This is a genomic window from Tengunoibacter tsumagoiensis, from assembly GCF_003967535.1.
Lineage (GTDB): Bacteria > Chloroflexota > Ktedonobacteria > Ktedonobacterales > Ktedonobacteraceae > Tengunoibacter > Tengunoibacter tsumagoiensis.
In genome coordinates this window covers 1128655-1152204 of the sequence record NZ_BIFR01000001.1, presented here as the reverse complement: position 1 = coordinate 1152204, position 23550 = coordinate 1128655, and the positions used below count along the sequence as shown (strand labels likewise).

The 23550-nt window shown below is 49.6% G+C and carries 23 protein-coding genes; 2 read left to right on the top strand and 21 right to left on the bottom strand.

All coding sequences use genetic code 11. From position 1 onward, the window contains the following. Positions 1-11: 11 nt before the first annotated feature. From gcvPB to EL628_RS30730, 10 genes are all read right to left on the bottom strand, one after another. Positions 12-1499 (bottom strand): aminomethyl-transferring glycine dehydrogenase subunit GcvPB, encoded by a 1488-nt coding sequence (gcvPB, locus tag EL628_RS04545; protein ID WP_126578632.1) that lies wholly within the window; start codon positions 1497-1499, stop codon positions 12-14. After that, positions 1496-2848, bottom strand: coding sequence for an aminomethyl-transferring glycine dehydrogenase subunit GcvPA (gene gcvPA, locus EL628_RS04540; protein WP_126578630.1), 1353 nt, complete (start codon positions 2846-2848; stop codon positions 1496-1498). Before gcvPA ends, gcvPB begins: the two co-directional genes overlap by 4 nt. Before the next feature lie 535 nt (positions 2849-3383). After that, entirely contained in the window at positions 3384-3779 is a 396-nt protein-coding gene (gene gcvH, locus EL628_RS04535) for a glycine cleavage system protein GcvH (RefSeq protein ID WP_126578628.1), read from the bottom strand. A gap of 18 nt (positions 3780-3797) precedes the next feature. Beyond that, positions 3798-4907: a glycine cleavage system aminomethyltransferase GcvT gene (gene gcvT / locus EL628_RS04530; protein ID WP_126578626.1), complete on the bottom strand. Its 1110-nt coding sequence runs from the start codon at positions 4905-4907 to the stop codon at positions 3798-3800. A gap of 181 nt (positions 4908-5088) precedes the next feature. Next, entirely contained in the window at positions 5089-6129 is a 1041-nt protein-coding gene (locus EL628_RS04525; RefSeq protein ID WP_126578624.1) for a leucine-rich repeat domain-containing protein, read from the bottom strand. A gap of 80 nt (positions 6130-6209) precedes the next feature. Continuing rightward, positions 6210-7025 (bottom strand): YwqG family protein, encoded by an 816-nt coding sequence (locus tag EL628_RS04520; protein ID WP_126578623.1) that lies wholly within the window; start codon positions 7023-7025, stop codon positions 6210-6212. Between the two features lie 124 nt (positions 7026-7149). Then, positions 7150-7851 (bottom strand): Imm40 family immunity protein, encoded by a 702-nt coding sequence (gene imm40, locus EL628_RS04515; RefSeq protein WP_126578621.1) that lies wholly within the window; start codon positions 7849-7851, stop codon positions 7150-7152. A gap of 94 nt (positions 7852-7945) precedes the next feature. Next, positions 7946-8428, bottom strand: a complete 483-nt coding sequence (locus EL628_RS04510; RefSeq protein WP_126578619.1) for a hypothetical protein — start codon at positions 8426-8428, stop codon at positions 7946-7948. 40 nt (positions 8429-8468) lie between these two features. Next, the gene (locus EL628_RS04505) at positions 8469-9377 is read right to left on the bottom strand and encodes an ATP-grasp domain-containing protein (RefSeq protein WP_245993988.1); all 909 of its coding nucleotides are present in this window, start codon (positions 9375-9377) and stop codon (positions 8469-8471) included. Next, positions 9352-9483 carry a hypothetical protein gene (locus EL628_RS30730; protein WP_281276522.1) on the bottom strand — a complete coding sequence of 44 codons (132 nt, stop codon included), beginning with the start codon at positions 9481-9483 and terminating at the stop codon, positions 9352-9354. Before EL628_RS30730 ends, EL628_RS04505 begins: the two co-directional genes overlap by 26 nt. 207 nt (positions 9484-9690) lie before the next feature. Between EL628_RS30730 and EL628_RS04500 the strand changes: the two genes are divergently transcribed. Both EL628_RS04500 and EL628_RS04495 read left to right on the top strand, forming a co-directional pair. Continuing rightward, a complete protein-coding gene (locus EL628_RS04500; protein ID WP_126578617.1) occupies positions 9691-10152 on the top strand; it encodes a VOC family protein in 462 nt (153 codons plus the stop codon). Between the two features lie 25 nt (positions 10153-10177). Continuing rightward, complete coding sequence (locus EL628_RS04495; protein WP_126578615.1) at positions 10178-10948, top strand: SDR family oxidoreductase; 771 nt, start codon at positions 10178-10180, stop codon at positions 10946-10948. 201 nt (positions 10949-11149) lie between these two features. Here the strand turns inward: EL628_RS04495 and EL628_RS04490 are convergent, their stop codons facing one another. The 11 genes from EL628_RS04490 to EL628_RS04435 form a co-directional block, all read right to left on the bottom strand. Then, a complete protein-coding gene (locus EL628_RS04490) occupies positions 11150-13054 on the bottom strand; it encodes a hypothetical protein (RefSeq protein ID WP_126578613.1) in 1905 nt (634 codons plus the stop codon). Between the two features lie 328 nt (positions 13055-13382). Continuing rightward, complete coding sequence (locus EL628_RS04485; RefSeq protein ID WP_126578611.1) at positions 13383-14255, bottom strand: PfkB family carbohydrate kinase; 873 nt, start codon at positions 14253-14255, stop codon at positions 13383-13385. A gap of 79 nt (positions 14256-14334) precedes the next feature. Continuing rightward, the gene (jag, locus tag EL628_RS29700) at positions 14335-15285 is read right to left on the bottom strand and encodes an RNA-binding cell elongation regulator Jag/EloR (protein ID WP_161975270.1); all 951 of its coding nucleotides are present in this window, start codon (positions 15283-15285) and stop codon (positions 14335-14337) included. A gap of 92 nt (positions 15286-15377) precedes the next feature. Continuing rightward, complete coding sequence (locus EL628_RS04470) at positions 15378-16424, bottom strand: YidC/Oxa1 family membrane protein insertase (protein ID WP_126578607.1); 1047 nt, start codon at positions 16422-16424, stop codon at positions 15378-15380. Between the two features lie 24 nt (positions 16425-16448). Beyond that, positions 16449-16676, bottom strand: coding sequence for a membrane protein insertion efficiency factor YidD (gene yidD / locus EL628_RS04465; protein WP_126578605.1), 228 nt, complete (start codon positions 16674-16676; stop codon positions 16449-16451). 30 nt (positions 16677-16706) lie between these two features. Continuing rightward, the gene (gene rnpA, locus EL628_RS04460; RefSeq protein ID WP_126578603.1) at positions 16707-17084 is read right to left on the bottom strand and encodes a ribonuclease P protein component; all 378 of its coding nucleotides are present in this window, start codon (positions 17082-17084) and stop codon (positions 16707-16709) included. A 25-nt stretch (positions 17085-17109) separates the two neighbouring features. After that, positions 17110-17244 carry a 50S ribosomal protein L34 gene (gene rpmH / locus EL628_RS04455; RefSeq protein WP_126578601.1) on the bottom strand — a complete coding sequence of 45 codons (135 nt, stop codon included), beginning with the start codon at positions 17242-17244 and terminating at the stop codon, positions 17110-17112. Positions 17245-17562: 318 nt separating this feature from the next. Beyond that, positions 17563-18189, bottom strand: coding sequence for a double zinc ribbon and FHA domain-containing protein (locus EL628_RS04450; RefSeq protein WP_126578599.1), 627 nt, complete (start codon positions 18187-18189; stop codon positions 17563-17565). A gap of 179 nt (positions 18190-18368) precedes the next feature. After that, positions 18369-19607, bottom strand: coding sequence for a vWA domain-containing protein (locus EL628_RS04445; protein ID WP_161975269.1), 1239 nt, complete (start codon positions 19605-19607; stop codon positions 18369-18371). A gap of 44 nt (positions 19608-19651) precedes the next feature. Next, positions 19652-21412, bottom strand: coding sequence for a PP2C family protein-serine/threonine phosphatase (locus EL628_RS04440; protein WP_126578596.1), 1761 nt, complete (start codon positions 21410-21412; stop codon positions 19652-19654). A 12-nt stretch (positions 21413-21424) separates the two neighbouring features. Next, positions 21425-23524 carry a serine/threonine-protein kinase gene (locus EL628_RS04435; protein WP_126578594.1) on the bottom strand — a complete coding sequence of 700 codons (2100 nt, stop codon included), beginning with the start codon at positions 23522-23524 and terminating at the stop codon, positions 21425-21427. Positions 23525-23550: the final 26 nt, after the last annotated feature.

Genomic DNA, 23550 nt, shown 5'->3' with positions numbered 1-23550 from the left:
CTATCGCTTAATCAGGCGTGCGTGAGTTCCTGGCCTGGCTGCCAGCGTAGATTGGGCTTACGTGCTGCAAGCGCCTGATCCAATCGGCCAATAACTGTTGTATGAGGAGCCGTCTTCACAACCTCAGGTTCTGTGCGAGCCTCTTCCGCAATCTGACGCATCACTTTGACAAACTCATCCAGAGTCTCTCGTGTCTCGGTCTCTGTTGGCTCGATCATCAACGCCTCATGAACGATCAATGGGAAGTAGGTAGTGGGAGCATACATGCCAAAGTCCAGCAGACGCTTGGCGATATCCAATGCCGTCACACCGCTCTGATCCTTCTGCCACTGGGCTGTTGCCACAAACTCGTGCTGACAGATGTAAGGATAGGCAATCTCATAATCCTTGCTTAACTCATGTTTGAGGTAGTTGGCATTGAGAATTGCGCTCTCGGAGACGTGTTTTAACCCATCCGGACCATTGGAACGAATATAGGTGTAGGCGCGTACTAACACGCCAAAGTTGCCCAGATTGGCTCGTACTTTCCCGATTGATTGCGGACCCGCATCCTGCCAATAATATCCATCGTCGTTCTTCGCGGGCAAGGGCCCTGGTAAGAAGGGGACGAGATGCGCTTTGACCCCAATTGGACCCGCGCCTGGACCACCACCACCATGCGGGGTGCTACAGGTCTTGTGGAGGTTGAAGTGCACGACATCAAAGCTCATATCACCCGGACGCGTAATACCCAGTACGGCGTTCGCATTGGCACCATCATAATACAGTTGTCCACCAACCTCATGAACCAGGCGACCAATCTCTGCAATATTGCTGTCAAAGAGCCCTAATGTATTGGGATTGGTCAACATAATGGCTGCAACATTGGTTCCGTGGGCTGCCAGGACGGTGCGCAGATGCTCCATATCGATCCCACCGGTCTTGTCGTCACTTTTAATCTCAACAGCTTTATAATCCGCTAGCGTAGCGCTGGCAGGATTGGTGCCGTGAGCATTGTCTGGAATAAGAACCAGATTACGGTGACCTTCACCACGGCTCTGATGATAGGCCTTGATCAACATCAGGCCCGTGAGTTCGCCATGCGCACCTGCTGAAGGCTGCAAGGTCACACGTGCCATACCCGAGATCTCAGCCAGGTATTGCTCCAATTCGTAGATCAACTGGATCGCTCCCTGCACTGTATTGGCTGGCTGCAAGGGATGAATCCTGGCAAAGCCTGGCAGGCCTGCCATATCTTCATTGATCTTGGGATTGTATTTCATGGTGCAGGAGCCCAGTGGATAAAAGCCCGAATCAACACCAAAGTTGCGCTGCGAGAGATGGGTGTAATGGCGCACAACTTCAATCTCACTTACCTCTGGCAACGTAGCCGCTTCCTGACGGATCAGGCTGGCTGGAATCAGTTCATCAAGCGACTCGGTCGGTACATCCATCGCAGGCAGCCTGACCGCACGCCGTCCAGGCGCTCCCTTTTCAAAAATTAATGACTCAACGCTCATGCCTGCACCTCTTTCAATACTTTTACCAGGAGATCGATGTCTTCTTTTGTGCGCGTCTCTGTCACGCAGAACAGGATCGCATTATCCATACCTGGATAGCTCTCGCTCAGATCATATCCTCCAATCAGGCCTGCCTGCTCCAATTGCTTCTCGACTTTACTGGCCGACACAGGCGCTTTGATCACAAATTCATCAAAGAAGGGGGCGGTAAACGCTGGCTCAAAACCAGGAATAGCGGTGATCTGCTTAAATGCGTAATGCGCCTTTTGTAGACACAATTCTGCCAGTTCGCGGAAACCTTGCTTGCCCAGCGCTGCCATATAGATTGTGGCACCCACGGCCAGCAAAGATTGATTGGTACAGATATTAGAGGTGGCACGCTCACGACGGATATGCTGCTCACGCGTCTGTAAGGTCAATACATATCCCGTCTGCTTCTTTCCCCCTTCTTCTACGGTCTGACCAACCAGACGACCAGGAAGGAGGCGCATAAATTTCTGTTTGGAGGCGATAAAGCCCAGGGCAGGCGCTCCATAGCTCATGGAGTTACCAAAGCTCATCAGTTCGCCAACGGCGATATCTACGTTGTAGCTACCAGGAGGAGCGATCAGGCCCAATGAAGCTGGCTCGGTGATCGCTGTAATAAACAATGTTTTGCCCTGATGCGCAACAGGCTCAATCGCATGGACATCTTCAATATTCCCAAAGAAGTTTGGCTGCTGAATGACGACTGCGGTCGTCTGAGGACCAACGATCGACTTCAATTCACTTAATGAGGTCAGGCCGTTCTCGATGCCCACTTCTTTGATCGCAAAGCCACGCGCAAAGGCATAGGTCTGTAAAACACGCCGATACTGAGGATCAACGGCTGCGGAGATGACAATCTCGCCGCGTCCACCAGGTCCAAGAGCCATGAGTACTGCCTCTACGAGAGCTGTTGAGCCATCATAGAGTGAGGCGTTGGCGACATCCATTCCAGTAATCTGACAGACCATGGTCTGAAATTCGTAGGTCGCCTGCAACATTCCCTGGCTTACTTCGGGCTGGTAGGGGGTGTATGAGGTGACAAATTCTGAGCGGCGCTGCAAATGTGTTACAACGCTGGGTATGGCATGGTCATAGCTTCCCGCGCCCAGAAAAGAGATGGTGCTCTCGGTGTGCTTATTTTTTGCAGCCATCGCGCCCATCAGGCGCTTCAGATCGGGCTCAGATAGAGCCGCTGGCAGATCCAATGGACGCCGCAATCGCACCTCTTCTGGCACTGGCGTGAGCAGGTCTTCTAATGAAGAGAAACCAAGGTGCGCAAGCATCGCCTCTTGTTCTTCTTGTGTATTTGGCACATAGCTCATGGTCAGAACTCTCCCTTATGGGTGTAGAAGGCTATTAGCCAAACATGCTTCCAGAAATGAAAACCACACCCACTCGTTTTTTTTGATATGTGTATGAATCAGTATGAAAATACTCTGCCCTCAACAATGGAGAAAGGATAGGGATGCCTCGACAGAGTTCTCCGCAAGCAGAGCGGATGAGGTGCTGACACGCGGCGACAGTTGAGAGATCTTTCTCTCGGTAGGATACCGCTAAAGGACCACTAACCTGCCCATTCCACCAGTGTATGAGATCATGCACATCGGTTCTTAAAAAGAATCGTTTAAAGAATCGTTTAAGGATCGCTACCATTATAGCGCGTCCCTGCGTTAGATAATCAAGAGTGTAGCCTCGTGCGTATTCATAATTCCCTCCGGGCTCTCATGTGTCCGCAGAGAGAGTTGAAGCGGTTCGCCTTCAAACCACTTCAACTCTCTGCGAAATACCAACCATCAGGCCTTCTGGAAGGGAACGTTCAATGGGCACACTTAGCATTCACGGAAGATCAGCGTTATCTTAACGTCCCTGAATATAGTTCAGGTATTGCTCTACGTCCAGCAGATCATCCAGTTCAGATGGATTCGCCAGTTTTACCTGCAACATCCAGCCCTGGTCATAGGGATAATCATTGATCAATTCAGGATGTTCTTTGAGCTCTTCATTGGCTTTAATAACGGCCCCACTCAATGGCGAGAGCAGTTCTGAGGTGGCCTTAACGGACTCAATATCGCCAAACTTATCTTCATGGGCCAGATCCTGACCTGGTTCCCAGGGGAGCTCAATATAGACGATATCGCCCAACTGGTCCTGCGCATAATCGGTGATGCCAATATATGCCAGGTCGCCCTCTACGCGCACCCATTCATCAGTCTTGCTATACTTTAAATTACCAGGATGATTTAGACTAGCCATTGTAGTCTCCCTTCTTTTTTACGAGCGCTTATAAAAAGGCAGCGCAACAATCTGGGCCGCCAGGCGCTTGCCTCGAATCTCTACCTGAATCGGCTGGCCAACGATGGCATACGAAGTCTCAACATATCCCATGCCAATATTCTTCTGCACGCTCGGTCCAGGTGCGCCGCTGGTCAGGCTCCCAACGAGTGCATCGCCGGCATACAGGGCATAGCCACTGCGTGGGACCCCGCGCTCCAGTAGTTCAACACCAACCAAGAGCCGATTCGGACCTTGCTCTTTTACGGTTAGCAGAGTATCGCGTCCAATAAAATCGCCCTTGTTGAATTTTGTGGTCCAACTCAGGCGTGCTTCTAAAGGATTGGTCTGCTCATCTAATTCATGTCCATACAGACAATAGCCCGCTTCAAGGCGAAGCGTATCACGAGCGCCGAGGCCCGCTGGCTGTAGTCCAAGGGGTTTGCCTGCTACAAGCAGATCATTCCAGAGCTGGACAACATCTGCGGCTGAACAGTACAGCTCAAAGCCATCTTCTCCAGTGTAACCAGTGCGTGAGATAAGACAATGAAGGCCATCCACCAGACCAGGGGCCGAATGATAATACCGAATCCCCTTGAGATCTATGTCGGTCAATGGCTGAAGAATCTCCAATGCAGCCGGTCCCTGAAGCGCTAAGAGTGCTGTGGTCTCAGACTGATTGCTGACCGTAACTGAAGGAAACTTCTGAGCCTGTTCCTGGACCCATGCAAGATCTTTGTCGATATTGCCTGCATTCACAACCAGTAAATAATGCTGCTCCGCAATAAAGTAGATCAATAGATCATCAATGACGTTGCCAGAGGGCAGGCAGAGCTGTGTATAGAGCGCCTGTTGAAGGGCGAGCCGCGAGACGTCGTTGGGGACAAGATACTGTAGGAAGGCCAGTGCTTCAGCCCCTTCGACTTTGAATTCGCCCATATGACTGACATCAAACAGGCCAGCATGTGTACGCACCGCCTGATGTTCATCTAAAATACTGCTGTATTGGACGGGCATCTCCCAGCCGCCAAACTCAACGAGACGGGCCCCTAAGGCGCGATGCTGCTCGTACAGAGGGGTGCGTTTTAAGTGAGCTGTGGGTGTTGTCATGCCAAAATACTCCAGTTTCGCTTCAAAGGATAGTTGCCTCCCATCCCTATGACTGGGCCATGTTGGCAAGAGAGGAAAAGCAATTTCTACGCTTCTCACTATAGCAGATTTTGCCCCCAATCACAATGTGCTCACGCTCCATCCCAGAGCATTCCAGTTCCGGGTTACTCCTCTCTAACACCTATGATCGTTCCTTCAGGCTCCGCTGGTACTTTTCCTGGAGATAGCGTATATTCGTTGGCCATCTTTTCCGGACAATGGATGGAGGGGGATCTTTCAATGGATTCCCATCGAGAATGAAAACTTCGAGCTCAACCAGTTTGCCGATCTCCAGGGGAAACTCCTCAAGTTCATTGTTCTCAAGGTCGAGCTCGCTGAGAATGGGCAAGTTGCCAATCTCCCTGGGCAACGAACGAAGCTTATTGTCCGCAAGATAGAGGACTTCTAACTTTTGAAGGGAGCCGATCTCTGCTGGAAGGCTCTGGAGCTGATTCCCTTCCAGACTCAGGACTTCGAGGGCTTGAAGATTCCCAATCTCTGCTGGCACTTCCAGGAGTCGATTAAAACTCAATGAAAGGCTGGCGAGGCGAGTCAGCTTCCAAAATTCAGGAGGAAGGCTCGAAAGTGCATTATGTGCGAGATTTATTTCATCGAGGAAAGCAAGGGCACCGATCTCTGGCGGGAGGACTTCCAGGGAAGTTTTCATACTATTGAAGCTCGTCAGTTTCCGTAACGACCCAATTTCTGGTGGGAGCCTGTGCAAGGGATTGTTGTTAATATAGAAGGTGACCAGTTCTTTGAGGAGACGAAGAGAAGGAGGAAGAGACCGCAAATGATTATTGCCGATATCGATGTTTTCCAGGCGAGGGAGCGTACATAAGACTTCTGGAAATTCTTCAAAGTGGTTTTTCTGTAAATAGACGTCTTGTAACTGTTCCAGGAGATTGAATGCCTTTGGGAGTGAACAAAGCTCATTTTGTGAAAGGTTCAGTATTTGCAACTGAGATAAGCCTCCGATCCAGGAAGGAACTTCTTGCAGCTTCTGCCCCGAAAAGGAGAGTAATTGCAAGGATCGAAGGTATCCTATTTCCCTGGGAATCTGCCCCAAAGAACCGTAATCGCATCTGAACGAGATAATCTCGCCCTGCTTATTCCATTCGACCGTGGGAATTTTTTGTCCTACTTTTTGGATGATGGTCTGTAACATTTCTCGATCGCTCATGATATCACTCCATGACCTAAGGAAAGTTATGTTTCTCCCCCATTCAACTCGTGGGAGAGCCCCATGAGTTGAGTGGGGAGTTAGCAGTCTAAAATCATCTGTACCTGACTCAGGTCTCCTGCTGCCAGATCACTTTTCTGACACCAAAAATATAGGCGCCCTGTATCTGCCCACTGTGTCTCTGGTTCTCCATCCGAGTCCATCTGAAGTAACAGCACCCAATCAGAGGGGGTGCCTCCGAGATCAGGAAACGGATCATGTTGTAGTTCATCGGGGTTCCCAAGGCAACGGTGAATGGCGATGTGATAGGGACTGTTTCCCAGTCCTGCCAGATCATTTTGGAGCGTATAATACGCTTTCTCCTCATCCGGAGGAAGATCATGGGAGATATTGAGTCGTTGGAGCCTGGTAGGACTATAGGGCTCATAACCAGGAAGGGTCCATTCGAAAGAAGGGGTAATAGTACACGCATCGTATCGACGTCTCTTTGAAACCGTCGTGGGAATGGCGTGCCGTGTGACCAATGAAAGAGGCGTTGTGTCATAACAGACTTTCCAGGTAGAGCTACGAGGCTCTCCATCACCATCATAGTAGGCATCAACATCGAAGAAAAAAGAGAGTCTTCCGGTCCTGGGTAAGACATGATGCATATCATACGGGATGAGAGCTGCCAGATCCAGTTGGGCGAGAAATGGGAGTGGCTTCCCTTGTCGTTCAGGCCACTCTTGCCCGGCAGCAAGATCTGGGCCCCCTCCAAACTTTGTTGCCCCACATGGGATCACCGCATCATCACTCCTTTGTGCCTTCAAACGAATCGAGGGTAAAGCCACACATTGCAGATTCTGACTGACACGAGCCAGTCCTCTTTCCTGAAACAATGTTGAGAGATTGTCCATGTGTATCCTCCGCGTAAATTCGCTATGAAATAAAAGGTTAATTTCGATTTCATGTACATAGATACGACTTCTGCTTAATGAAACAAACAGTATTTCTAAAAAATCTTATATCCCTTAACATGCGCTATCTTCTGACAGTTAGAGTATAAATATATGAATCACCATGCAACTTATAATAATTTTCTATATAGCTGAATGTATAACTGTATCCTTTCTCAAAAAGATCATTTTTAAAAGAATCTGTGGACCAACTATCATACGTATGAAAAATATCTCTATTACTATATCTATAAACATCCCCACCTAAAACCTTATATTTTTCCTGTTGGTAGATTGATAAAACCTCAAAAATATCCTTATAGAGCCACCCGACTTCGGAAAAGCCTCTATCATTTAACGAAAATCCTTCCAGGTAAAGGTTGTCAGTAAAAATGGGAGGGACAAAATGTCGTATTTGGGCCTCAACTTCATCAATTGGATACACGCTATAATAACTATCTTTATATACACCCTCATTTCCTTGAATAAACCTCATGGTGTCATTATATGTTTTTTCAACATATTTACCCCACTCATTAAAGCTTTCATAGCCTATAACACCGATTGTATGTCTATCAACTTCAAAAGGTTTGCCTGTTTCTTCTATTACATAAAAAACAATTGATATTATGGCATAACTTCTACATATAAGTTCATTTAGTAAGGGGCGAATATCGTCATATCTAAATGCAAACGTAGCAGGAAACGATTTATCAATACATATAGCACGACTCATAAAAGAGGCGGCAAAACTTTCATGAGCCCAGAACGTCGGCTTATAGCTCATAAATACTCCTTCCAGGAAGGCTTAATCAAAACCGTAGCGTTTCGGCTGATCCTTAATTATTAATAAACTACTATTTCGATTCATTCATGATTGATTATTCATAACTTGTCTGGTAAAAAGTAATTACCATCCCTTCCTCACCAGCAATGTTGTTTCCTGTCTCTATATAAAACTTTTTTGTTGGAAAGAGCGATTGCAAACGTAAGGACCAGAAGAATTTCAGGGTCTCCTCATAGGCTTTGAAAAGTGTTACGTCATCTAGTACCTCTATACTCTCCCCATAAAACATTTGACCCAATGAGCAGGCATTCATAAGCCTTTCTATGTGTTGTTTTTCCTCAACGCTCAAGTGGGAATACTTTGGTTCAACTTTGAATCTTGTCTCTGTATATTGGAACTGATAATCTAAGAAGACTAAACCATCAATCTCGATGATTCGAGGCCATAGCACACTGACAACCGAAAGCGTTTCTGGTAATCCTACAAAATGCCCTGCGTATCCTGTTAAGAAACGCGGCCCTTTTTTCGGGAACTCTGCAAGCAATTCGTCGCCTACAATACTTTCAAAAACTTCCATGGGAACATTACTCCTAAGGTTTTAATAAGTTCAACTTTCCTCAAAGACCGGTGAACGCCTGATAAAACGCTTGCATATCAGCTCTTACAGGTAGCCCTGCGACCTGACCATCGCCCAGTTCAACAATATTCCATGTCCCATCTCTTTTCCTTGCAACATCCATCGTGAAAAATCTGCTCTGAATGTTTTGCACTATATGACCAAAGGTATCAATGGGAGGGAAACCATCCTTGTCATCGCCATAATCACCCTCTTCCCAATATGGTGTCGAGCAGATGATCCGGCCATCAAGAACAAAGAGCCGAAACTCCTTAATCAGAGGCATACCACTCTTCGAATGATAGGCCAATGGCTCAAACTCGATAAATTCACGGAAGATAAGGCCTTCATTCAGGTCCTCTCCCTGGAGTTGTAAGAAGCGTCTCACCACTCGTTCAACAGCGTGTCTATCAGATGCGCAAGGGATGTAACACGCTTCGTTCCATTCATGTTTCCTCGATTTGACAAAATCCTTGACGATCACCGGCTTATCTCCAAACACATGGAGGGCTTTCATCACCTCATCGATGGAAACATCAAATCCTGTCCTGATCCAGGTTGATCGGGGCGTAAAGCCCTCGAGCAGAGGATAGGACTGTGGCAAATAATGGCAATGCAGATATGCTGCGGGCGTATTGATCAGCAAGAGTCCCCTCTCAGCTAAAGCTGCAGAGAGCTGCTCGTATATCTGAGGTTTGAGCATCCATCCACGATAGATCGCTAGCTCTTCGGTGCTCGCTGGCTCTACCTTACGTACCGCACGCAGCGCATTCTTTTGCTCAACCAATGCTTCGATATTGATCAGCGAATAGTTGAGATGTAATCCCTCGACAACGTTGACCTCAGTTTCATAGGCATTGTCAACAGAGAGGGGATTCCAATAATCAGCACAGAAAATAATGCGCATCATCACTCCTTTGTGCCTTCAAACGAATCGATGGTAAAGCCACACCTTGCAGACTCTGACTGACACGAGCCAGTCCTCTTTCCTGAAACAATACTGAGAGATTGTCCATGCGTATCCTATCCTCCGCGCAAATTCGCTATGAGTAGCCTATCAATAATTATAACCTGAAGTATACCTTTTTTTACAATATGTAAGCTAAAGAGCCAGACCAACCGAACACAGGTGGTCAGCGTTGAGCTTGCGTCTCATCATACAATGCACTCAGTCAGTGAGAGCGAAAGAGATAATCTGTAGCACACTCAAAGGGGGCTCAGTAATGAATCTTACGTTCGAAGCCGTTGTTATCCCTGTCTCAGACGTGGATCGTGCAAAGGAGTTCTATGAAAAGACCATGGGTTTCAGAGTAGATATCGACTATAGTTCTACAACCTATGAAAAAGCTCTCGGATTTAGATATCCTGGCGCAGCGAACTATCGCATTGTCCAATTGACACCACCAGGATCGAAATGCTCAATCCAGATCGGTACTGGGATTACTAAAACAACTCCAGGGACATACCAGGGATTATACCTGGTGACATCCAACATTGAGGATACACGAGCTGAACTCGTTGCTCGTGGAGTAAATGTAAGTGAACCCTTCCACTTTAGCTCAAAGGGACAGACACCAGGAATCGCTCCTGATCGGGCCGATTATAACAGTTTTATGACCTTTAGCGATCCAGATGGCAATGGTTGGCTGATCCAGGAGATCCAGAAGCGTGCTCCAGGACGGTAATCGCCACAGACTCAAGGAGACTGAGATGAGATTAGAACACAAAACAGCTCTGATTACTGGAGGAAGCAGCGGCATTGGCCTGGCTACTGCACGCGTGTTCGTTGCCGAAGGGGCTCAGGTGGTGATCACTGGCAGGGATCAGCAGAAGCTTGTCTCTGCCACACAAGAACTGGGCTCAAACGTCATCGGTGTCCAGGCCGATACCTCTGACATTGAGGCGATGGAGGCAGCCTTAGTTCCAACTCTTAAGAAGATAGGCCATCTCGACATTCTCTTTGTTAACGCGGGCATCAGTGGGAATACCCCCATTGGGAAAACCACACTGGCAGACTTTGAAAAGATCCTGCACACAAATCTGACCGGGGCCTTTTTCACTGTTCAGAGTTGCCTCCCTTACCTGAGCGACGGTGCGTCGATCATATTCAACGGCTCAATCAGAAGCATATCCGGTTCGCCTGGAAGCTCCGCTTATGCTGCGAGCAAAGCTGGCTTACGCTCCATTACTCGGGTGTTAGCTGCTGAACTCTCGCCAAGAAAAATCAGAGTGAATATTGTGATGCCCGGGGGCACTGAGACGCCGATCTGGGAGAAAGCGGCTCCTACGGATGAAGCATACGCTGAACTCGAAAAAAAGTATTCTCAACAAGTTCTACTGGAACGTTTTGGATTGCCAGAAGAGATTGCAAAGACTGTGTTGTTCCTCGCCTCCGATGATGCCTCCTATGTTCAAGCAACTGAAATCGTCGTCGATGGTGGCCAGACCGGATCGACTGAAGGGGCCCCGATCTATCAGTAGAAGCAGGAATAAAGTAGTAAGAGACGAGCTTCAACTATCTATTAGAGCTCATTGAGAAAGAGATCGCCGACAGGAACCACTTTTCTCACAAGACAAAAAGCGAGCATTTCTCCACTTCTGGTAGAGAAATGCTCGCTCCTTTCACAATCTCATCCCACAGTTCAGGGACGAGACCGCTTCCTTTTGGGCTCACACTATTCGTTAGTCGTCATAGCCAACGCGAATGTTGGTGATATAAGTTCCCCAGTTAGCCAGGGTGGTACGAGGGCCCGAAGGAATGTACTCGCTAGCAGTCCAGATGCTTCCATCAGGAGTTGCAACAGCGGCTGAGTAGTCACCCCAGCGAGCAACGCCATCAGTGGCATAAGGATAATAACCAGTAAAGCCATCATCAGATCCGGTACCAGCTCCAGTGATATGAACGTTACCAGAGACACCATCTTCACCGATGTTGATATAGGCTGAGCTTGGATAGTAATCTGGTCCCACCAGCGTAAAGACGATGACGCCCTTCCCAGAGGCATTCAAGCCAATAGAGGGGAAGAACACATTATTACCATCGACAGCTACATATCCCTGGGTATCCAGGTGAGCATCAAGCTCTCCCGAACGTGTCCAGGATGGGCGAACGCTAAAGTAAGCAATACCTGTACGAGTTCCATCGCCGAGGATAGTATTTACCGCACCCCAGAGATGATTCTGAACAAATACCACCTGATTCATACGGTCATCATTGGTGTTCAGCGTCTCCAATGGATAAGCAACCGTTGGATAAGCCGCCGCCAGAGCATTGCGCAGAGGAGTAGGACCACCCTCTTTCTGCGTTGCAGGATTGGGCTGGCCATAGGTCTCAGAACCAATAACCTTCAAATGCAGGCTCAGATCAGGAGTGGCCGAATTGCTATCCAATGCAGCAGTATTGGTCAGGCCCCAGACCGCAATACGGTTATCCAATGTCTGATAAGGAGGAGCACCAAACTGCAATGCACTCAAGAAGTACTCAACACCATGCAGGCGGAACTGGTTAGCCAGATCCTCGCCGTTGAAGGCAAAGGCAGGGCTGGTCGCTGGCTGCAAGGAATAAGACAGGCCACCATAAGGAGCCAGGGCCTGAGAGGCATCAATGGCTGCTACAACAACTGAACTACTGGTATGATTGGCAGCAGCTACCAGCTTCCACTTTGAGAGCGCATAGACCTGGGCACCATGGAAGGCACCAACACTGTCATTAGTAAATTCGTTGGTGGTGATATAAAAACCATGGCTATCAGTACCAATTAAGGGCTGATCTCCGAAACATGGGCAACCTGCATGATTAGGTGTGCCATTGCTACCATCATCGGTAGTATCAACGCTGAAGACAGTCCAGGCCTTTGTTGGATCGCTGGTCTGAGTTACAGCAATCAAGACATGGGAAGGACCGGCAGGCGCTCCATTGGTAGGATCAGTATCATACTCTAGTTCGGTAAAGAACCAGCGATTCGACTGCGTATCGTAGATACATTTGGGATCACTGATAAATTGGCCATAGGTCAGGGTTGTGCGATCAATCTCAGGCAACAGACCATAAAACTGGCTGAGTGCCTCAACGCCAGAGATTAATTTGCCATCTTTGCTGTAAACAGCGATAGCATTATTGACGCCTTCGACCACATAGCCATTGCCTGCACAGAGCCCCTGATCCGGGGGCTCCAGGCTAAACTGGGTGTTAGCATACTTGCCAGTGCCAGCGGTACGCTGATCGTACTGTGAGATTCCGTTAAAGCCAGTGGCTTTTGGATTCGTGCTGGTCGTCGCAATTCCTTTGGGATCTGGTGCATTGGTAGGAGGGGGTGGAAGGCCGGGGTTGCTGCCAGAAGCGTTGGCTAGTTTGGGGCTACCTTCTCCATGCTCTACCTGTGCCTGCTCACCCGCAGTACTTCCAGTTAAGCTGGTCGTAATCTGAGTTGACCCCAGAACCGCAACTTTGCCATACGTAATTGGATTGCTTCCAGCTGCCTTCACGGTGCTTCCCTGGAATGAGAGCCCACCGACCAGGGCCCCAGCCAGTGCAAGACTGGCTATGCCCATATGAACATAGCGCTGGACAATAGGAAACCTAGTCATTAAATAGTATCCTCCCTGAAACAAAAGTTATAGTCCTTTTTTATAAGAAAAGATTGCTATAACAGATAGAAGATTGGGAATCCTATTATTAAGTATAGATAAAAAAGGTTATTTTTGTAACGATTGCTGCACATTTGTTTTTAGACTAGTACTAATGTCTTTCATGGGACTATTCCTGATTAGAGCTATGTGGATAAGAGAAAGTATGCACCTCTCTCCTATTACGATTTTTTAGAAGCAAACAGGCAAAGTTTATCTGAGGCTATTCTTCTCAAGCAGAGAAGCTACTGGAAGAAGCATGCGCTTTCCTCGATAGGTTACAGGGGGTTCATGACTGCATGCGCGCCAGAACTTGCGCCAGCGTGGGGATGCCCAGCATACCAGGCTGCTCGATGGAACAGGCAGCAGCGCAGTTCGCGAAGTTGACGGCCTGAGCCGGATCTTGATGCCAGAAGAGGTGCGTCAGAAAAGCCGCTGCAAACACATCCCCTGCTCCAGTGGGATCAATCTCTTGTACTGGATAGGCTGCAAATTTCTGGGGCTGACCCGCTTGATAGAGCGTTGCACCATAACGGCCATCAGTTGCCACCAGTAATGGTATGAATTGGCTCCAGCGAGCGAGAAGTGCATCGGCCTCCGTACGATCTCCGTCTGCAAAGGGCAGGAGGTCGTCATGACTGAGGATGAGAACATCGAGCAGAGGCAATATCTGCTCAGCATCTTGCCAGGGGGTCGGCCAGACGCGTCCATCAGACTCCCAACGTCTGAGCCAGCCTTGAGGGGTTGCCGCCAATAATTGACCTGGTCGTCGTGGTATATGCTTCACAAAGTCAACATCAAGCTCCTGCGCCAGCGGCCCTAATAAGACAATCTCTGCCTCCAACCAGGCTGGCGGAACAGAGGATAGTTCGAGCGAATCTGCACGGCTATACAGATATTGTGTCCGAAACCCTTCTTGATAACGATTAGCAAAGGTTGTTGACTGGATAGAAGGCTGAACTGTAAGCTGAATCCCTGGCAACAATGAGGGTAATTGGGTAGTGAGCTCCGCATCCGCACACGTGACAATTCCAGCCTCCAGCCCCAGACGCGAGGCAGTTAGCGCTGCGAAAGCAACCGTTCCACCCAGAGTAAATGAGCCATCCAACTGAATATCACGGGTTACATGGCCTAAAGCCAGAAATGTAGGTGAATTGGACATACACAAAAACAACCTTTAGCAGATAACAAAAGGCGGCGGGAGACCCGCCGCCCGACTTATAGTAAAACTATGGCTCAAACTATGAACGATTCGCGCGTTTGAGGGAGATCACAACCCGTCTCTCCTCGCCCTCACCGATACTCTCTGTACTAATGTCCTTGCTATCAGATAAGGCAATGTGTACAATACGTCGTTCGTAAGGTGGCATCGCCTCCAGAGCTATCGAACGGCGATAATTGCGAACCTGCTGCGCAACCCGTAAAGCCAGCGAACGCAGATTCTCTTCACGACGCTCACGATAATTCTCAGCATCCACAATAATCCGCATACGATGCTTGGTACGATGACTGACAATTAAGCTGACCAGCAACTGAAGTGCAGAGAGCGTCTCGCCACGTCGACCAATCAGCAGACCCAGGTTCTCATTAATCCCCTGAATATTCAGCGTCAATGGATTGGTAGAGCGGACATGGACTGCTGCATGAATCTTCATGTAGCGTAAAATATGCTGCAAGACATCCACCGTAATCTCTACATCTTCGCGGGATGGCTGCTCTACATCCTGTAATTCAGCTGGCTCCTGTTCCGTCTCAGCCTGTGTCAGTAACGTCTGCAAAATCGGGGCATTGGATGAGATAAATGGGAGGGGCTCTTCGTCCTCCAACTCCTCCTCTTCATCTTCCAATTCGTCGTCCTCTAGCTCCTCTTCATCCTCGTACTCTTCCTCATCCTCATACTCGCCTTCCTCATCCTCTTCCTCCTCATACACCACTTCTTCTTCAGGGATGGGCACTTCCAGGTCACCCAGGCCAAGGAGAGCATCTGCCATTTCGGGCGTAATGACAGCACCCTTGATAGTGGGGCGAACCGTCACGCGGACACGAGCATCTTTACTACCCAGGCCAAAAGTTCCGCGTGCGGGCTCTTGTAACACTGTTACATCCACATCCTCGCGGCGTTTTCCCAGGCGTCCGAGGGCCTGTATGATGGCCTCTTCAACACTTTTGCCATTAGCCTCTATGCTATCCACTATTTCCTAGCCTCCCTGTGCAAACTATCGTTAAACTGGTCTGCCCTCTTTACATGAAGAAAGCAGACCAGTCAAATGGAGCTCAATAATGCCTAGCGCCGGCCACTACGACGGCGAGCCGAAGCACTACCGCCTCTTGGGCGACGGTTATACGATGACTGTCCATTCCCATTGGTGGATGGCAGTGGAGTTGGGCGCAGATTCTTTGCGATCGGACCTTCGTCCTCATCCTCGTCCTCAACCACTTGAGCAGTACGAACATCATTCTTGACAACGGCAGTGCTTTCAACAACCTTCGAGCTTGTCTTTTGCTCAGGCTTCACTTTAGGCGTCACCAGCAGCGAGCCCCATCCAGTCACAAAGTACTGTTGTGATGCCTGGAAGATCGAAGAGACCGTCCAGTACAGCGCCAGGCCAGCAGGGAACGTCCAACCAATGAAGACAGTGAAGAGCGGCATAATAAACTGCATCGTCTTCATCGTCTGAGCAGTTGGATCACTGGCAGCATTCGCAGGTGCTGGAGCCGTCTGCTTTGGCTGCGACATGCGCAACTGGATAAACGTTGCCAGACCAGCAATAACTGGCAGGATATGGGTTGGATCGGGACTTCCCAGCGAGATCGCCCACGCCCAATGTTGGTGCAGGAGAGGGTTCATGATTGGCGCAAGCCAGGAAAACCAGTCCAGGTCAATATTGGGGAACGTGGTGAAATGAGGAACAAATGGATAAAGAACATCGTTGAGCGCGTGCACGCCTTTACTGCTATGATCAGTCGCTCGCACAATCTGGTTAAAGGCAAAGTACAGACCATACAGAACAGGCATCTGAATCAGCAATGGTAAACAACCAGCTGCGGGGTTGATGCCTGCCTCTTTGTAGAGCGTCTGCATCGCCAGCATCTGTGCCTGCTGATCATTGGCGTATTTCTTCTTGATCTCCTGCATCTTCGGCTGAATGGCCTGATTAGCTTTCATTGATTTAAGCTGCTGAATCGTCAGAGGGAAGAGGATCAGCTTAATGATCAATGTCAAAACCACAATCGAGAGCCCGAAGTCGCCAAAGAGATGGAATAGCAACACAAGGCCGTTGAAAATGGGGAATGTAAAGATTAGATTGAATAAATAACCTATCTCACCCACAAGAGCATTCCTGCCTTCCTTGACCTAGCTTCCCCATTGTTGGGGCACCGGGTCATAGAGGTCTCCGTGATAGAAGGGGTGACAGCGTCCAATGCGCTTTGCAGTCAGCCACCCGCCACGGAAAAAGCCAAAACGTTGAATTGCCTCATATCCATAGTGTGAACACGAGGGTGTAAATCGACACGATGAAGGCAGGACAACCGACAGCGTGCGTTGATATAAACGGATTAAGCCGAGTGCAATATACTTCACTTAAAAAATCCTTGCTTTGCCTCAGGCAAACTACTCAGTCCGTTCCGGTGCTACCGGTGTAGCTGCTTCAAGTAGCCGAGCTCGACGCAACAGAAATGCTACATCCTGCATGAGGACGGTTAAGTTGACATGCACTACTGGATTTTTCGCACTAAAGACCAGATCCCACCCCGCTGGAATCTCTCCCAACAGAGGCCGAATTGCCTCAGAGAGTAATCTCTTTATATAATTTCGCGTCACAGCCTGTTTTGAGATTCGCTTGCTCACTACAAATCCTAGACGCGTTGTTGACGATGAATTTGGTGCGTACGCGAGGATAAGCAGCCGAGATGCTGTATTGCGTCCCTGCTGCCTTACTCGCTGAAAATCACTGTTTTTACGTAAGCGTAACGCACGTTGAAGTGCCATACTTTTGTCACGGCTAGCACAAAGTCTAGACCGTTAAACTCCAGCGCCCTTTTTCGCGGCGAGCTTTGAGCACGCGCCGTCCATTACGGGTAGCCATACGTTTCATAAAACCGTGTTCGCGTTTGCGCGGAATGCGCTTTGGTTGCCAGGTACGTTTCATAAGAGCCTTTCTTAGCCTCCACTAAAGATATCCCGTAGATTATAACGAGTCCTGCACAGACTGTCAAATCTCAATCCACTATCAGGCCTGGGGCCACACTTTTATCTCTACCCGTTGTAGCGCTCTCGTCTGGAATAGCCGGGCCTCTTGTCTTCTATCTTTACTCTCGCTTTTTTTGATGCCTCAGATCATGCTCATAAGCTGCTCTGGTGTCGCTGAACAGGTCCAGTTCACTCACTGGAGCTGATCTCGTCTGTTTCACCAGAGCGATGTTGACCACTACAAAAGCGGCGACAAGAGGCCACAGGATCGCTTCAGTTACGGGCGTTTAAAACGGAGAAGCACACGCCCAAAGCGTACTTCGTCGTTATCGCTGAGCAACGTTGGCGTCTTGGCTGCCAGACGTTGACGGTTGACAAACGTAAAGTTGGTGCTGTTTTCGTCTTCCAGAAAGTACTGATCGTTCTGTACAAAGATACGCGCATGAATGCGCGAAACACCACCTTCGTCTCCTCCATGAGGAGTGAGGTCAACATCAGGATAGATATTGCTGACCGGGTCTTCACGACCAATCACAATATTGTCTTTTCCTGCCAGATCGAACTCCTGATTGTCAGCCTCGACGATGAGACGTGCCTGCAAGGAGGCTGGAGCCGCTGCTGGGGCCGCTGGCTGCACTGGAGCCGGTGCCGGTGCTACTGCGACGGGGGCCGGTGCTCCCAATAAGCTCACACCACAATTGGAACAGAAGGCCTCTCCCGCAGGATTGACTGCTCCACATGAGGGGCAGGTCTGTGTTCCATTCCCGGCAACTGGGGCCGCCGCTGCTGCTGGCTGAGCAGGAGCTACTGCTGCTGGCTCGGCTGCGGTCAGGGGCTCGCCACATTCATCACAAAAGGCTGATCCGTCTGGATTCTCATGACCTAAAGAACATCGTACTGACATAAATCTATCCTTCCTCTGCCTTTATTTTTTACTTTGTAAGCATATCTGGACTTTTTCAAACGCTCTTGCGCTATCTTTTCTGATAAGTCCTATTGCTGGCTTTCTTAGCCTTCACTATTCTATAGAAAGATGATAATCAACCGCCTGCTTTTAAGGCGGTTGCAAGCCCATAAAACCACTTATGGAAGCAGATCGTCCAGACGCTGGGTCAATTTACGCGTCTTGTTTCCAATAGATTTGACCTGCTCCTGCGAGATCTGCTGACCCTGGTTGATCTGCTCAATAGCTGAGATGGTCTCTGGATCAAGCACACGCGTGACATTTGGCGCCAGTTTCGTGGTAGCTTTACCTGTACGCTTGTACTCATCCAGAATACGCGTGACCAGGCGCTGCGCGTTGGATTTCTCGGCGAAGTTCATCACAAGCGCGTTGACCTGTGAGGTCTGATTCTGGTCAGAGCTAAAGGTCACTTTGATATCCTCACGCAGTTTCTCGTTGACCAGGCCAACCATCGGAACATCATAGGTTAATTCGGCCTGTGCAATACGGAAAAGTCCTGCGGGACGGGGATCAATCATCAATTCTACGAGAACTGACTGCGCTGTGTCCTTCTCCAGGTCTCCCAATGGGATCACAACCTGACGGTCCGAAAGCGCCGATGCATCAACATCACGAATGATCGGAAGAACCTTCACCGCTTTGCGAGGAGTCACACCCGCGGGCAGCCGGAGGGTGAGGGTGGCATTCCGAACAGCCACGGCGACAGCACTCTGGATCTGCTGCTCAAAGATGGTCATTGCATCGGCTGGCGATTTGATAAACTCAGCTGGCATACCACCGCTTAATTGTCCAATATCGTCTAATAAGCTCTCATCCCAGTCTGAACCAATCCCCAGTGGATAGATGGAGACACCAGCAGCCGCTGCATCTCGCGCGAGTTGACGGCAACGATCAGTGTCGCCATAGGTGACACCATCGGTCAACAGGATCATACGATTCACTGCATTGGGGATATTCCAGCGTCTCAGTTCACCCAGACCATGGGTCATTCCCAATGACATCGTGGTCCCGCCCGCATCCTGAATACGGTCAATGGCCGCTTTCATACCAGGCTTGTCATTCGCAGGCATCGAAGGAATGATCACCTGCGCCGAATCGTCGAAAATGACAACCGAGATGTAGTCGGTCGGCTCAAGACGGTCGATGACCATCTTTACTGCCTCGCGCACATTTCTTAGCTTGGCTCCCTTCATTGAACCAGAATGGTCAATTACGAGAGCAAAATTCAAAGGCATGCGGACCTGTGCCATAATCTCTGTTGGCTTGGCTTCTAATAATACATATGCAAGCTGGCTTCCACCAGTAACTGGCATAAAATCTTTTCCTAGTTGTTGTGCCAGTGTTACCTCTCCAGGCATATTACATCGGCTCCTTTCGCATTCGGCTGCCATAGTATATCATATCAGCGCACAAAAACGACTACGGCGCTTACGTTATCTTCTCCACCATTCGTATTGGCGGCTTCGATTAACTGTGCACTCGCCGTTTGTGGGTCTTGTGCATTATTGAGAATCTCAGTAATTTGCGGATCGCGCACCATCTCCCATAACCCATCCGAACAACTCAAAAGTATATCACCCGGGTGCACTTGCTGCTTGAATATATCAATTTGCACATTTAATTTATCGCCAATACTGCGATAGATCTGGCTACGCTGTGGGTGGGTATACACATCGTCAGGGGTGATTAAGCCACCGGCCACCAGCTGACCAACCAGTGAATGATCGTTTGTCAATTGATATAACTTGTGATCTCGTAGCATATACGTACGACTATCGCCAACGTTGAAGATATATGCATGATCGCCCACAAGCAGAAAGCCTGTCAGGGTCGAGCCCATATCGCTCTTCTCACGCTGGTTGAGCTGACAAAGAGCTGCGTTTGCGTCTTCAACTGCTCCATGGACCAGCGCTAAGAGCTCTTCTTCATCCAGCTTCTTGCTCTCTTCTCCCGCTTTTTCAGCGCTGATCGGTGGCAGCAGCAGTTCACGAACGACACGCTCGGCGATAACGGCTGTGGTCAGACGGCTAGCCCCTTGCCCGTTATCATGCCCACCCATGCCATCCGCAACAAGGAAAATTCCCGCTGGCGTGGCGATAGACTCATGCACACGCTCGGAGAGCAGGACGAGAGTGCTATCTTCATTGGGATCGCTGCGGCGTAGATCGCCCGCATCTGAATCACAGGCAGCCAGTAAACGTACTCCCGTTGGAAAAGAGGATTGGACCTCCTGCGGCTGCTCAATCACGTACGTCAGCCCCTGATCAACCAGGGTGTTGACGATGACGCCTCCATGAAGCACGCTCGCTTCATCCTGGCTGCCTGCTGGAGGATAGGCATGCATAATATACGAATAGTTTTGTAGCTCGGCTCCACAATCGTTACAGAATTCATCGCCTTCGGCATTCTCTTCTGAACCACAATTCCAACAGTGCAGATACCCTTTGCGATCGGTTACTTCGTAGAGATGCTCTTCGGGGGCGTCACTTAAAACCTGGGTGATGCTGTAGCGATCTCCTACGATTGTGCCTACGGTCAGGATAGGAAAGTCTGTTGCTTGCTCTTCAACAGGTGTGGACTCTTTATCTGATGCCACAGAGACCTCCTCTTCGGTTGTTGCAGGATGAGACTCAGGTTGCTCAGTGCTTTCAACTTGCTCAACGGGCTCCGGGGCTGTCGAGCTCTCATCTTCCTCACTCTCTAAAACTGGAGGAACAGCACTTACTTCACTGGCATCCTCGTGATTCTCAGCAGGTGGAACAAGTATGGTGGGCATGTCGGCAATATCAAGCTCCTGCTTCTGCTCCGCTTCATGCTCATGCTGCCACTTGCGCACATGAAATTCATGCATCTGCGCTGGCGTCAGAATCTGCGTTGGTGCAAAACGGGGATCCTCTTCCTCGCTGACCGTCGCAGACTCGACAGGTTCAACTGGTTCAGTGCTCTCGACAGTATGCCCGGGCTCGCTGGGCACGCCTGCCTCACCACTAGAAGCCAGTACTGGTTGTACAGAAGCAGCAGTTGACTCGGGAGCAGTCGGCTCGGGAGCTACTGTTTCTGCCGCAGGATCTGACGCCACTACTTCAGTGGCTAACAGCCGCCCACAACCTTTACAGAATTTGGCATTGTCACGATTAGGTGTATTACATAACGGACAGAGCATTCCTGCACTCCTTTAGAGTTGTTTTTGGATACGAAGCGCCTCGGCATGTTTGGGGTCACGTTGCAATGACTCCTTTACCATCTGTCGAGCTTCTACTTTTCTATTTAATTTGAGATAACAGTTCGCCATGGCACTGTAGATCTCTGCAACATTGTTATTTATCTGACGGGCTCGCTCCAATGCGCTCAGAGCGTACTTCCATTCTTTCTGACGCATATGCGCTCGCGCCAGTTCAAACCAGGCCTCCCACAGAGCCGGATCGCTCTGCGTCGCCTTCAACAGGGCATTGATCGCTACTGGCATCTGCCTTGTCTCTATAAACAAACGTCCCAAAGCCACCAGGATCAAAGCATGATCAGGCTGAATGCGCAGACCCTCTTTTAAAAGCGCCTCCGCCTCACGATAAGCCCCCTGTTCTATCGCGACCAGTCCCTGCTGGTAATAAACGGCTGTGTCCTTTGGATTCAAGGCCTGAGCCTTTTTAAAGGCCTCCGCAGCCTGAGGAAGCAGGCTCAGATCACGATAACAGAGCCCCAGTTGAAATTGGGCATCCAGAGCATCTGCTTTCAGTCGCAGGGCTTCGGAAAAATATTCCGTCGCTTGCCTCATCTGTTCGTTGAAAAGTCGTGGATCTTGCTCACGTACCGACTGAGCCGACTGCCGATAGGCACGTCCAAGATTATACAGAATATCGTAGGAACCACCTCCATGCGTATGCGCTAGCTTAAACTGGTTAATTGCTTCTGCATAATTCTTCTGGCTCAGATGCTGAAGCCCGGCACGATAGGCTGCATTTACATCCACTGGCGTTCCGTTTGAGATCGGGCGTGCTTGAATAGGCTGAGCAGGCCGCGTCTGACCGTTCGCAGGGGATTGAACTGGCCGCGCCCGAATCGGTTGCGATGGACGCGATGGTGGTGCCCCCGCTGGCGGATGCTGCACTGGCCTCGCTTGAATAGAGTTGCCTGACCCCACTGGTCGCGCCTGGATAGGGGCTCTTGCCTGTGGTGGTACGGCAACCCCTGCCACTAAGGGTTGACCATCGCGCTTACAAAACTTTGCTCCTGGACGATTGGCAAAACCACATTTGGGGCAGATGATCCCTCCCAGCGTTGATGACCCATTTGCACCTGCTGTGGAGACAATGATGGTGGAATTAGGCGAGATCGCAGGAATCTGGACGGTCGTTCCGGGCAGGACCGCAGGCTGATTTGGCAGACACTGCTGCAAGGCGACGCGCATTGCTTCTGCACTTTGAAAACGCTGGGCCGGTTCCTGCTGCATCGCCTTGATGATCACTTGCTCTACAGGACAGACGGTTGTATTCCCAATCTTGACTGTGCGCAAGCGAGGATTTTTGGCCAGGATGCTCCCGACCGCTGGCGTCTGAATAGGATCAGGCTCGTAATTTGTGAGGAGATGATACATGGTCGCGCCCAGCGAATAGATATCCGAGCGAGCATCCGTCTGCACTAACTTACCAGGGTTCTGAGCCGAACGGCGCTGACCTGGCATCGTGATTGAGCCCAGGTGCTCCGGCGAGGCATACGAGATCGTGCCCAGGTTCTCGGTGTTTGTTCGTTTGTTCGGATCAAAGCGTCGGGCAATGCCAAAATCGATCAGTTGTACCTCGTCGTCGTTCGTGATCATGACGTTCCCAGGCTTGAGATCACGCAAGATAATCGGAGGATTGCGCGTATGAATATACGTTAACGCCTCGCAGACCTGCGTCATCCAGCGAATGACTTGCTCCTCGGGCAACGGAGCGTTTGTCTGCTCAAGAATTTTTTCCAGGCTACGGCCAGGCACAAACTCCATTGCAAAGTACGAGTTGCCTCGCTCTTGAAAGGGAAACATTAAAGCTGCAATGCGCGGATGCTTAAGCCCGTGTAACAGAGCAATCTCTTTATTAAAGCGTTCAATAGCAGATTTGCGATCTTCTTCACTGGTATTAGGACTGATGAGTAGCTCTTTGACGGCATAATAGTAAGGTGACGAGCCAGGCGGTGTGCCCAACTGCTCTACTTTGTAGACAGTCCCCATGCCACCTTCACCTAAAATCTGCACTATCTTAAATTTTCCGTCAAGAATCGTACCTACCGGGAGAGCCATACAACCATTTTCTCCAAATTATCCCC